Annotated in this window: 8 protein-coding genes; 2 read left to right on the top strand and 6 right to left on the bottom strand. The window is 37.8% G+C overall.

Annotated features, from left to right (window positions below; all coding sequences use genetic code 11):
- Window positions 1–36: 36 nt before the first annotated feature.
- Window positions 37–1,359, top strand: coding sequence for a T9SS type A sorting domain-containing protein (locus tag ACESQI_RS22575; protein WP_007484875.1), 1,323 nt, complete (start codon window positions 37–39; stop codon window positions 1,357–1,359).
- Between the two features lie 89 nt (window positions 1,360–1,448).
- Window positions 1,449–3,575 carry a S8 family peptidase gene (locus ACESQI_RS22570; protein WP_007484873.1) on the top strand — a complete coding sequence of 709 codons (2,127 nt, stop codon included), beginning with the start codon at window positions 1,449–1,451 and terminating at the stop codon, window positions 3,573–3,575.
- Window positions 3,576–3,693: 118 nt separating this feature from the next.
- Here ACESQI_RS22570 and ACESQI_RS22565 read toward each other — a convergent pair whose 3' ends face one another.
- The 6 genes from ACESQI_RS22565 to ACESQI_RS22540 form a co-directional block, all read right to left on the bottom strand.
- Window positions 3,694–5,448, bottom strand: coding sequence for a DUF4886 domain-containing protein (locus ACESQI_RS22565; protein WP_373127247.1), 1,755 nt, complete (start codon window positions 5,446–5,448; stop codon window positions 3,694–3,696).
- Window positions 5,449–5,491: 43 nt separating this feature from the next.
- Window positions 5,492–7,315 (bottom strand): FAD-dependent oxidoreductase, encoded by a 1,824-nt coding sequence (locus ACESQI_RS22560; RefSeq protein WP_373127245.1) that lies wholly within the window; start codon window positions 7,313–7,315, stop codon window positions 5,492–5,494.
- Complete coding sequence (locus ACESQI_RS22555; RefSeq protein ID WP_373127243.1) at window positions 7,302–8,501, bottom strand: alginate lyase family protein; 1,200 nt, start codon at window positions 8,499–8,501, stop codon at window positions 7,302–7,304. The genes ACESQI_RS22560 and ACESQI_RS22555 overlap by 14 nt, the downstream gene beginning before the upstream one ends.
- A 31-nt stretch (window positions 8,502–8,532) precedes the next feature.
- A complete protein-coding gene (locus ACESQI_RS22550) occupies window positions 8,533–9,720 on the bottom strand; it encodes a glycoside hydrolase family 88 protein (protein ID WP_195350328.1) in 1,188 nt (395 codons plus the stop codon).
- Window positions 9,721–9,737: 17 nt separating this feature from the next.
- Window positions 9,738–11,897, bottom strand: a complete 2,160-nt coding sequence (locus ACESQI_RS22545; RefSeq protein WP_373127241.1) for a cellulase family glycosylhydrolase — start codon at window positions 11,895–11,897, stop codon at window positions 9,738–9,740.
- Between the two features lie 110 nt (window positions 11,898–12,007).
- Window positions 12,008–13,189, bottom strand: coding sequence for a leucine-rich repeat domain-containing protein (locus tag ACESQI_RS22540; protein WP_122201926.1), 1,182 nt, complete (start codon window positions 13,187–13,189; stop codon window positions 12,008–12,010).
- Window positions 13,190–13,546 lie beyond the last annotated feature (357 nt).

Raw genomic sequence — 13,546 nt, 5'->3', positions numbered from 1 at the left:
CTATAGATTAATGTTTAACAAAAACAATTACAACTTATGAAAAAGTGTTACGTATTATTATTATTTACAATGTTGGGATTTACCATCAATGCACAATCCGTATGGGATGGAACTGCAATGACATGGACCAAAGGTGATGGAACAAGTACAAATCCTTATTTAATTGAGAATGGACAACATTTAGCTTACCTGTCCGAACAAGTACGCAATGGAGAAACTTACAAAAATAAGTTCTTCAAGTTAAACAACGATTTGGATATGGGAGCAACTGCTGATCATAAATTCACTCCTATTGGTGTATTTGATGAGTATACCGACTCGTCAAAGCCAGAACTGGGAATCGTCGATGATTCGAAATACTTTTTAGGAGTATTTGACGGTAACAATAAAAAGATAGATAATATTCATGTCTTTTTCATTGATGAACAATCAGTTGGTGGTACCGGATTGTTTGCCTGTATCTCTACAGGAGCTGCAATAAAAAATTTAGGAATCGGAGAGAACTCTATTATCGAAGGAGGTGATGGCACTGGATCACTGGTAGGAAACATGAAAGGAGGTATCATTGAAAATTGTTACAATGAAGGATTAGTGACAGGAATCGGGGGGAGTTTTTTTACCGGTGGACTAATCGGAGTCGGAGAATATGGTAAAATAACTAATTGTTATAATACCGGGATGGTGAAAGGAGTAAGTGACGTTGGAGGTATCGTAGGATATGTTGATAAGAACTTTACTATAGACAACTGCTATAACTGCGGTATGATCAATGCTTCAGGTCTTTTCGTGGGAGGTCTTGTCGGACTTATGTATGCCGGAACAATAACAAATAGCTACAACATTGGAATGATATCTGACGGACCACTTTTCGTCAATGCCATTGTCGGAGCAACAGACATGGATCCTTTCGTTATCAAAAATTGCTATTATTCAAAAGAACTGACAAATATTGGAGAAGAGATAACGAACGGTATATCTGAAAAAAGTGTTGAAGAGATGAAAGCAGCTTCTTTTATTACCTTACTTAATGGAGGACAAAATCCAATAGCATGGACTGCCGACACAAGAAATATAAACGGAGGATTTCCCATTCTTGTATGGCAATCAAGTCCGGTTACTGGAATTCAGAATGCAAGTGAAAAAACTGATTGTAATATATATATAGTAGACAAATCTATCGTTGTGGAATGTTCCGAAAACGTACCTTGTCAAATGAATGTAATCAATTTAAACGGGGAAATAATCAATAGCCAAACATTTCTAAAAAATAACTCTCTCAATATAACTGACAATGGTATTTATATTGTAACCGTTAATATTAACGGTCAACAATATACGTCCAAAGTGGTTATTAAATAATTAACTTTACAGAATGAGGATGAGGCTGTCTCAAAATATTTTTTTTGATTTCAGCCTCATCCTGTATTCTATTAAAATCTTCTACCTTCATGAAATTTATAATCACCGGAATTATTTTCTCTTTTTTATTTTCAGTACATTGCTTTTCCCAAACAATATGTACTGACTATTCACCTAAACTATCAGCTATAACAGTAAGTCAACTTCAACAATACGAATCGATAACGACACGTGGAGTTAATAATAATGAATTTCTATTTGCGTATGTCCGCCTTATCCCCCAAACAGATACGAATGTCCTAAATGAAAAATACGGAGTGCGACTTAATACTGGTGCTGGTGGAATCTATACGGCTATTATCCCAATGGAACAGCTCAGAACTTTCGCTCGGGACAGTACAGTAATGAATATCGATGCGAGCACAGAAGTCAGAATGATGATGGATTCTGTGAGAATATATACAAATATAGACCCGGCATTTGTCGGAAACGGACTTTCCCACTCTTATCAAGGGGAAGGAACTATTATAGGAATAATAGATAGCGGATTTGATTTCACACATCCTAATTTTAAAGATGCTGACGGAAAAAATCGCATTACTTGTGTATGGGATCAAAACAATCTGTTTACCATCTCTAACTCTCCGTATGGCTATGGAGTTATTTATTCTACTCCAGAACAGATTGCAACTGTAAAACACGATATGTCCGGCGATACACATGGTACACATGTAGCAGGAATAGCAGCCGGAAGTTATAACAATATATACAGAGGTGTAGCACCAAAAGCAGAAATAGTTCTTGTCTCTGTTAACAAAACGGAACAAGGAATATTGGATGGAATTGATTTTCTATTACAGTATTCCGACAAAGCCAATCGCCCCCTTGCCATCAATTTAAGCATGGGAACAATTTTGGGATTTAAAGACGGCACTGATAACTTCTCTATATTGGCAGATCACCTTATGAAAGATAGAAAAGGGAAAATATTAGCTATTGCTGCCGGAAATGAAGGACATCGCAAATCTACCCTTACAGGTAAATTCAATTCGACAATGCACAATGTAAAAAGCCTACTTATCCCTCCCTCTTATGGCAGAGACAACCTTTTCATACAAGGTACGGCAGATCACATTTACCATCTAACCATATCTTTAAAAGATACACTAACAAATACATACCGATTTTCTGAAACTTTCACATCTGGCGAACAATGGAGTAAAAGTTTTCAAAATTTTGGCTTAAATAAGTCCGACAATTCCAAATTAAATATTTCTGCTTCTTTAAATCCCATTAATCAAAATCCTTACTTTAACATCAACCTTATATACACCAAACCGGAAAGTGAAGTTTGGGAAATATCATTCTCATCAGACGGAGGTAAATATATGATTAGCAGTGATTACGGAAGTTTTACATCTGCCGGTAGAAATGACTATGCCAATGGTTCCACAGATTATACAATAGCATGTACAGCTACAGGACATGAAGCTATATCTGTAGGAGCATATGTTTCTAAAAAGACTTATAAAGACATCTCAGGTACACTTCACCAATCGGATTGGGAAAAAGAAATCCTCTATCCTCTTTCAGGAAAAGGTCCGACTTATGACGAACGCATCAAACCGGATATCGTAGCTCCCGGTGCAACTGTGATATCCTCCTTCAACTCATACGCTGCATCTTACAGCGTAGGGCCTTCCGATAAAACTTTAGAAGTAACAGATTCTTTTTCTAATAGAAAATACTCATGGGGGATAGCAAACGGAACTTCTATGGCTACTCCCGTAGTTACAGGTACACTCGCTCTATGGCTGGAAGCATGTCCGGAACTGACTTTAAAAGAAGTAAAAAAGATTATCGAAAAAACTGCATATCATGATTCAAATACAGGCAATACTATTAATGCAAAGTATGGTATGGGAAAACTTGATGCCATTGCCGGACTTTATGATATCTTACAAATGACCTCACTCCAACAAGAAACACATCCGGCATTCAACTATATTTATGATAGAAATAGTGGAGAAATAGAAATCACCTCTCCTGATCCTGTAGAGAAAGTACACATATATTCTATATCAGGAAATATCCTATCAGTAATCAATCACCCCATTAATAATAAATTCCATATAGAATTAAATACAAAAGGAGTTTATTTTATGCAGGTACAAAGTTCGAAGTATTCAAAAACAATCAAACTGGTGTTTCATTAAAACTGTACATTAAAAGAGGTATGCCAATTAGCCATACTATAAATTCGTTGACTAATTGGCACATTCTTTTAATCAAGTCTAAGGCGATGTTCATCTCCTTCCAATAGTATCTGAACAATTATCTTCCCCATAGTTTCAAGTCATCCCAATATATTAGTAAAGATTTATTCTTCGACTTCATATAATTGGCGATCTCTTTTGAAGTATAAAGTTTTAATGGATTAAAATCTGTAATTCCGTCAGGTGATGGATCCTGACTATTATGTGTATAATTTGTGATATCAAAAACAGTTTGTTTATCTCCCCCTTTTGTCTCAATAGTCATGTAAAAACGTCCATTCTCTCTATCTCCTTCTTTACAATAATACTCCAAAGTAAACCATTCGCCAACAGGTACTTTTACTTCAGTATTCTTCTCTAACCAAAGGGTTTTAAATCGCTTATCAGCAGGTAATCTACGATCAATATCCTGTGCATCCACTTTAAAATAAAGTTCCCCTTTACCCACAACAGGTTTAGTTATTCCCAAAGTAACACGCCCGCCATAAGGAACCGTTGGCCTCCAGGCAACATTATTCCATAATTCAACAATTGTAAACCAATTGATAACATCCGGATAATTGCAAAGTTCTCTCAGATCCTCATGCAAATAAACTCTCATTGATTGCGTAAACTCCCTCAATCCTTTTTTAATCCCATAAAAATCACATTGTATTCTTGCTTTCTCCGTCGTATCGGTCATCCAGGGTTCTTTTATAAGAAATTGCAAAACCCTGTTATGTGAGTTAACCGGGTCAGATACTATACTCGCCAGACGTTGAGTGGAATCACCTTTCGTATAAGTGACGGAAACCCGATCCATGATTGATTCAATATCTCTTTCCCAATCGCTTTTTATCAACATATTTTCCTTCCCTACGATATGATGGTTATATTGTCCGGCAGGTATTATGGTTACATTATCTTCAAAACCGGACTGAAATAACAGAAGTTCACTTCGCTTTAAATGTTTATTAGGTGCATCCGGACATTTAAAAGTTAACATAGGAGATATTTGTTTAGGATTTTGTAATGCCAGATGTGCTGCATTTTGAGCAATAGTTATCTGACAGGTATTAAAATAACCCGGTATAAAACGATTTCCAACCGGAGAGGCACCAGTAAGAGCTTCATACCAAGTACAAGCCGCTGTATATTTTCCAATCTTATTCAAATGAGAACCATCCCTATTAAAAGTATCTCCCAAAACACTTGTACGTGCATTCTGAATAGCCGTTCCCGAAGGAATTATCATGTCAATCCCAACAGAATCCGCAGCTGACCATACAGATTTGACAATAGCCCCATACATATCTATCTGTTTTCTATTATAGGTATCAAAAGCCGGTTTTGAGGAACTTTGAGGATATGCCCAGGTTTGATGCATGGCAAATCTGACCTGCGGATTAGTAGCATGTTGTTTAACGTAATCTACAAGATATGTCAGATATGGAAAATAGCTGGATAACACTCCCGATAGAGTGCTTACCTGTTGAAAAGTAATATAATCCCACTTTTCATCCTGAATACATTGCAATAATGTTCTCTTAGAAATAGTCTTTTTACTTCCTGCTATTTTTCGATAAGAATACATTGGCAGATCTTTTTCTATATTTTCCCAATGTTTTTCTAAAGAACAACCACCGATAAAAGCATTTGCAACAGTTATTTCCGTACCTCCTTCCGTACTCAAACCATCCAGGAATTCCTCAACAGCATCCGCTGAAAAACTATTTCCGATAGCAAGGACTTTCACCGACTGTTGGGCAAAAAGTGAAAAGCTAACAGCAGAAAATAATAAATATAAGTTCAGTAGTATAATTTTATTTTTCATTCTAACACCTTTTGAAATTAAACACCTTATCTGCAAGGCTCAATCATAATACACTATCAAGCAATTCTTTCAGATGATTTGTATATAACTGACGGGGAGAACAATGATTCTTTGAACACAAAAAGGCTGCCAATCCTATTACTTCCCCCATCATTCCGGTAGTACGTTGTACACGTACTGTACCCAATGCAATATGAGTGACACTAATGTTACGTCCCGCCATAAACAAGTTTTCTATATTACGTGAATACAAACAACGATAAGGGAAAGTATACACATCCTTCCGCTTATCCGGATGGACTGCATATGCTATAAATTCTTCTCCGGGAAAATACTTCGAATTTCGTTTGTCCGGATAATGTAAATCAATTCCCCAGGTAGCAGTAACAATCGCATCCGGATAATCCACTTTATTCTTAACATCTATACCTGTCAATAAAACATCCCCAATTAAACGGTATGATTCGCGTTTACCTGCATTATAAGATAAATACGCCAGTTTGTACTTCCCATATTTATCTTTCATATAAGTTTTGAGGTATGCCCAATTACCATAAATAGCTCTGAAATTATGATCCCTTATCCGTTCGGCATCTTCTACCGTATGAAAATTCCCGAATCCGGTTTCCCAGTTCCAGACCGACTTTGTCAGTTCAAAATGATAATCTGAAGTAAATTTCAATATCCATTCTTCTATCGGAAATTCAGAAGCCTCATCTGTTAACGTAGCATACCACTGATTGGAGGTTCCCATAGTCAGTCCATCCGGTTGTTCCGGAGCCTCCGGTTCACCTGTCTGCGCTCTGCTTTCACGGCCGTAAAGATGATCAGCACCGGCTAATAAACCTAAAGAGGCATCTCCTGTACAATCTGCAAACAACTGACCTCTAAAATGATGTATCTCCAATGTATTTGTATTTATAGCCTTTACTCCGCTTATTACAGCCCCATCCATACCGGCCGCATATACATGCATATTTTCAAATAAGGAAATATTCTTTTCATTTTTAACAATCTTCCACCTCCAGTCATCTCTATACATAGAAGCATCTTTATTGCCTACCCCGGCAAAGCCATTATCTATCTCTCTCATAATAGCACCAATCTTTGAATATCGGTTTTTAAAGAGATCTCCATCTGTAGGAACTCTTATCTCCGAGCTGCTGTTGCCACCTAATACGGGACGGTTATTAATTAATGCCACCTTTAGTCCTAATCTCGCAGCCTGTATAGCAGCACATATCCCGGCAACTCCCCCTCCAACGACAATAAAATCATATTCACCCTCATTATACGGAGCCGGTAACCGAAGCATTTCCTGTCTGAAAAGTCGTAAACTTTCCGGATCATCGGGCAATTTAGTATCTTTGGATTTTGAGAAAAACAGAGCATCACACCTTCCGTCAAAACCTGTCAAATCTTTCAAACGAATTTCCGTTAGTTGTTTATTTATACACACAGTTCCACATTGATACCATTTCCATTCAACGTCTCCTGACGCTCCAAGTGTTTGTTCCAACTCTTCTCCATCAATTGCTATCCTGAATTTACCAGGTCCTTTCGGATAGGGTGCCCAATCTTTTGTCCGTACCCAAACATAGTAAATGCCTGTTTGTTGAAAAAACACCTCAGTTACAGCATCCTTTACCGCCTCCCCCAAACCATGAGCCAACAAATAAGGTGAGCCCATCTGATCGATAAACTGAGTATCTACCGACCAGCCCCCTTTATTCTTAAAAAGTTCGGCCTCTACCAAAACTGATTGGCAATGGGCTGTTATTATCATCCCCCACAAAAGGCATATACATACAAACATAAACCTTTTAATACGAATACCCATTTCAAGATATTTTTTATATCCAATCATACTTCAAACTTTTTCCATACAAAGTCTGCAAATGCCTGACGGCTTGCATCAGAATAGTTGAGTCATATTTCTTTGCCGCCCTTTTCATCATTGGCAAAGCGATCCGTTCCGTTTGCTCATTTTCACGTACACTCCCCCACTCCCACTCTTTCTGTCCGGAAAGATAAGGAGCCAAAAACAAATAAGCAGATTGCAGATTGTATCCATCAGGCGTTTTATAATTCCAAAGATCTTCACCAATACGTTCTCCGCATTCTGCCAACACAGTAAAAGCTCTCAAGCCGTATACCGAATAAGAAAAAGCCCAATCACGTTTCATTTCATGTGGCAGACTACCATTAAGCGCAATCTGTTCCCGTATCTGCTGTTTTCCAAATTCAACCATTTCTTTTACATATTCCAGCTCACCCGTATACAGAGAATAAGCGGCTATTTGTGCAGAGTACCAAGTGCCATGGTTATTTTGCGCTTTCTTTTCCTGTATTCCAAATTTACTGGTACGCAACCACTGTACATAGTCAGAGAACCATTGTTTCAAAGCTGTATCATCTTTACCGGTCCAACTTTCAGACAATGAAAGTAACTTCACACAATCTGTCATTTCAACCAATGTCACGCCAAAAATAATACCGATCGCCATTCCTTTATAAACCCCGGGAAGAGCAGACGCACATTCAAAATGTGGATTCATCCGGGTATCTTCATTAATAAACCACACCCGCAGCAACTGAGTTGCCTTCTTCGCATATCTTTCATCCTGAGAGTAAAACCAGGCAAGACTCAGTAACTTAATTCTATCAACCGTATTATTATACCTGGCAAGATCAAAATTCGGACCGTTCGCTTCCGGATTAATACTACAGTCCTTTCGAATATAGGGCATACCGTCGGCACTTTTCGGATTAGGCCATGCATATTTTCCAATCGCATAAAAATCGTGTTTATCTCCCGAAGGGGGAAGCATACCATCCGTCACTGTCTCCGGTTTCAATGTAAGACAGGCATCTGCTTCTTTTATCAAATCATTGTAGGACTTAATAAGTAAACTTTCTCCTTTTTTTATACCATCCCTCGTCTCTGTAAGTTCTGAGAGGTCAAAACCTATCATAGGCGAAAGCTGTTGGGCAAATACACACTTAACTCCGAAAAAACAAGCAAATAAAAAAGAATAAAATATAGATTTCATACGTAAATTCATTTATCTCAGTTTTATAAATCTATTCGGACTTTACTTTCTGGTAGCGCAACAAGGCCTCAACATAATAATAATCAGCATAAGTGAGAGGAACATCGACTTCAGAGTGCTCCATCAAACTCCCAACCGAGTGTTTTAAGATAAAGTTTCCGTTCGTACCCGGCTCCGCCAGGTATTCGGGAGAGGTAAGTGTTTTCAATTGTGTCTCAGCCATCATAAGACATTTCCGGGACAGTTCACCCTGAATCATCGTGCTTAACTCAATGAAAGCAGAAGCCATTATAGCTCCAGCAGAAGCATCACGATAAGTATCCGGTATATCAGGAGCATCATAATCCCAATATGGAATACCATCTTCGGGCATACGCGGATGAGTTAAAATGTAATTTGCAACTTTCTTCGCATGCACCAAATAATGCTTTTGTTGCGTTTCTCTATACATCATAACATAACCATATAAAGCCCAGGCTTCTCCCCTCGACCAGGAAGATTCGTGAGAATAACCTTGCCGGGTATGTTTCTTTTCCGGTTGTCCGGTGATAGTATCATAAGATACCACATGCCAGCAACTATAATCTGCCCGAAAATGATTTTTCAAAGTCACATCCGCATGAGAACGGGCTATTGCGGCAAAACGCGAATTATCTGAATTTTTTGAAGCCCACTCAAGCAATTCCAGATTCATCATATTATCGATAATGACCGGATACTGCCACACTGCCCTATTAAAATCCCACGAACGAATGACTCCGATATGATCTTTATAACGGGTAGACAAAGATTCCGCACCTTTTAATAACACCTGTTTGTATTTTTCATTACCAGTCAGACGATATCCATTACCAAAACTACAATACAGCATAAACCCTACATCATGATTTCCCTTATTATATTTCTCCTTTTCCACCCGGGAAGTATAATCACAAGCATACTCTTTCAAAAGAGTATCACCCGTTGCCTCATACAGATACCAGAGTACTCCTGGAAAAAAGCCACTGGTCCACCACTTCGAGTCTGATGTGATGAGTTTTCCTTCTTTATCAAGTGTTCTCGGCAATAAAGTCTTTTGTTCCCATATGGATTTTGCCATTAATTTAGATTGTTCTACAGAAACAGACAGTCCTTTCTCAATAACTGCATCCATTTCATCTTTCCCAGCACAACCCATCAAAATCGCAATGAACAACAGTGCCCAAATTTCTTTTCTCATATCTTATTTTTGTTTGCTTATTCTGCAACTTTACTTAACTTATAGCTGTATTTATCGTCAACAACCAGAACATAAAATCCTTTGGCTAAATGAGAGGTGTTGATATCAATATCGGAACAAGTTTCTTTTTCCAAAATTTTTATACCAGATAAAGTATACATCTTAATATTATTCTGCCCCCCTTTTATCGAAACAAACTTGGAAAATATAACAGGAGAGACTCTAATCTCCTCCGGATATTTTACATTAACAAGTGAAGTCGCACTACCACCATCCGGAATAATCAAAGTCGTGTTACCTGACACTGTACCATCCAAACCTACGGCAAACTGTAATGCTCCATTAGCTTCACTCGTATCATATTGATAAATACTTTCATTAATAGACTTCCCGGTAGAATAAGCACAAGGAGTCCATGAATAACATCCGGTGCGTGCTTCTATTTCTGCGGACCAAATCCACGCTGTATCATTTTTTTCGATGACATGCCCTGTAGAAGGGAATAAATTAAATTTAGTACCTCGTCCACGGGTCGTTTCATCAATTACCCGTTGATCCCGGATATTCCCACTATTATCCAATATACCAAAATTAGCTTTCCACCCCCAAATAGAAAATGCAATGTCATTCTCCCGAAAAATTTCTGCCACATCGTGTATCCACCTTTGTTTAACTTCTTTATTCGTATTGCTGATACAACCATATTCAGAACAATACAGCTTCAACCCTAATTCAGTTGCACGATTTATGGCAACTTGCATCTGTTGCTTCAAAATAGATTTATTATAAAAACCATTATAATAATTCACCACACTCTTATGTTTCTCATTTTTAATAGCATCCACATCCTTTTTAACAACAAGTTGCCCCGGATAATGTAAAGGAATAACCAAATCTTTCAAACCATCCATCCAACTGGCCTGATAATGAGTAAGCAGGTGCGGTGAATAAAAATGAAAAGCAAGGATTAACTTCTTATCGTTTTCAGGAAGAGTTAATGTAGACAATGCACTGGCCGAATTGTGACTGATGCCTCCTACTATTAAATAACGATCCGGTTCGCGTTCACGTATCTTGGCAATAATTCGCGCCGACAAATTATTCCACACATCAGCATTCGGTGCGTTGGCTTCATTCAGAAGTTCGTACGCTAACAAACCAATCGGATAATGTCCGAATTCCTGTGACAGTTTGTCCCAAATATTAACCAGTTTGTCCTGTTCCGCCTGTTCTTTCCATAATATAATAGAATTCTTATCATCATTGAAATAGTGCGAGCGGGTAATATGCATGTCCAATATAATACGCATATTATATTCCTTGCACCATGCAATAGCATCGTGAATAAGTTGCCGGGTTTCCGGATTAAAGTTCAAATCTGTATCAAAAACTTCTTTTTCATCAACAGGCAATCGTATATGATCATATCCCATATCTGCCAATTTTTTTAGATCTGTTTTCTTGAAGTAATTGATTGCACTTCCTCCCCGGTTACTTGTCTGCGAGAGCCACACTCCGATATTCACTCCGGAACTAAAATCAAATTTATCATCCGAAAAATTGGGTATTGCGTAATGAAGCACAAATTCATTTTGTAGGTTTGTACGTGCATTAGCCGGTTCATTAGGCTTTCCTCCTACTAAATAAATATTCTCTTCACTGAAAGCACCAGCATTCGTCTTTTTCCCTTTGCTCTTATCAATAACTTTCAATACTACAGGATATTTTTCATCCCGAATCGTTATTTCAGTTGTCCCGTTCACTTTCCCCGAAGCATCTACATTAAAAGTCAGTTCATCTTTCTCTCCGTAGTAAGCAACCACTTTGTTCAAACTATTATAACCTGCCGACTTCATACATGGCCGCCAGGAATGTTCACCTACAGGAGCCTGAATCGTAGCCTGCCAAATCCAGACAGTATCATTCTTCACCACTTCCCCTGTAGTTCCCGGCATTTTGAACAGAGGATAATACCATTTTCCTCCTCCTTGTCCCTGAAACTTCAGTTCCTCACTCAAACCGGCAACTATATTCTTCTCATCCTGACCGATATCATTACTTGTTCGTACTCCGAATGTCTTATCAACTACCCTAAACGTAACCGGGTAGTTTTGTGCAAGTAAAGTGGCCGAAACAGAAAAGATAAAAAACAGAGAGATTATTTTTTTTATTTTCATACTTTAAATAATAAAAAAGAGATAAAATTAAAAGCAAAAAGATAGTAGCTAACGGCTTCACTTTTATTATGAAGCCGTTAGTATGAATCTGTTTACCCCAAAAAACTAATTTATTTCTTTATAAACTTAACTGTAGTATCATCGTTTAATTGCAGAAAATACATACCATTTACCAAATCGGAAACATCAAAAGTAAGTGTTCCCTCAGGATGCAAGTTTTTCACCACAGTTCCTGCCAAGTCTATTATTTTTATACTTTTTATCATAGCAGCATCCTGAACAGAAATAGAAATTGTGTTCACCACAGGATTCGGGTATATACCAATAGCAGTAATTTCCGTATTCTCAATTCCCGTAGGTGGTTCCAAAACATCATAAATATCCATTTGATTCCACGGTGCCACAGCTTCATAAGCAGCTCTGGAACCTTTAGGAATATATAAAATCACTTTTCCCAATTCTATACCAGTAAAGGCATCTTCTGTTGTTTCCGGAGGAGTCATACGATTTAACTCAATATCATTCAGCATCTTCTGGTTTTTAAATGCATTGGAACCTATTTTTGCTAACTTCTCATACATCGTTAATGAAGTTAATGAAACAGGCCGGGTATTGGCATTAAAAGCAGAACTTCCAATCTCTGTAATACCCTCCGGAATATAAGAGATTGCCACAGAGGTCTGAGCAAAAGACAGAGCTCCAAGTACTCCCTCCAATCCAGCCGGCAGTTCCTCCAATGATTTCATAGCATAAGCCTGATAGAAAACATATCCTTCAATCGTCTTCAGACCTTCAGGTAATTTTTCCAGATCGAGACTACCACAACCTGTAAAACATCCTTCCCCCAACTTAACCAGAGTATTAGGTAAATTAATTTTCTTCATCTTGCTGAATTTCCGGAAAGTACGCGGACCAATAACCTTTAAACCGGCCGGTAGTACCACTTCTTCTACCTGCATTCCGTTACCTTTTATATCAAACGCCCCTGTACTTGCTCCTTCTTTATTACCGGGAGTACTGTCATTTTCAAATTTAGCAGTACCTAAATCCAGCTTTTTAAGAGAAATAGTAGGAAACTTTGCTGCGATTGCCGAACAATCTTCATAAGTCACATTGGCATCTCCATTAATGATCAAAGTCTGAATCTCTTCTGCTCCGGTAGTTCCTAAAGCCGCATTTATTTCAGCTTCCATGGCCCCTGCCGTGGTATGAGTTACTGTTAATTCCTGCTGTGCGTTAATCCCCGTCGCTAAAAACATTGAAATAGCCAAAAGTGTAATTTCTTTTTTCATAATAAATTTAATGATTAAATAAAAGAACAATTTTTTAATATAATAGAGGTTGCAACACTATATCGTTATTTTAAGAAGGTGCGTGTTCTAATAGTAGACAGGCCTTTTATATCTATATTACAAACAAAGGATATAAATGTAATCACTATCTAACAGTTATTTTTCAGATATTCGAAAAATAGCTTAATAGTTCGAATCTAACAAGTATATACTTTAATCGATTATAATCCTATATATGTAGTAATCGATTATACATAATCTTACTATACAAAAGTATACTCAGGGCCGACGCATTAAAATGCGCTGTCCTGTAAAAGTGTTGACAGGTATTTTTCATCCCATCCTGCTTTCAGCCTT

Source organism: Bacteroides sp. HPS0048, from assembly GCF_964240755.1.
GTDB classification, from domain to species: domain Bacteria; phylum Bacteroidota; class Bacteroidia; order Bacteroidales; family Bacteroidaceae; genus Bacteroides; species Bacteroides nordii.
Note: the sequence above shows the minus strand (reverse complement) of the source record. Positions and strands in the feature narration are given on the sequence as shown.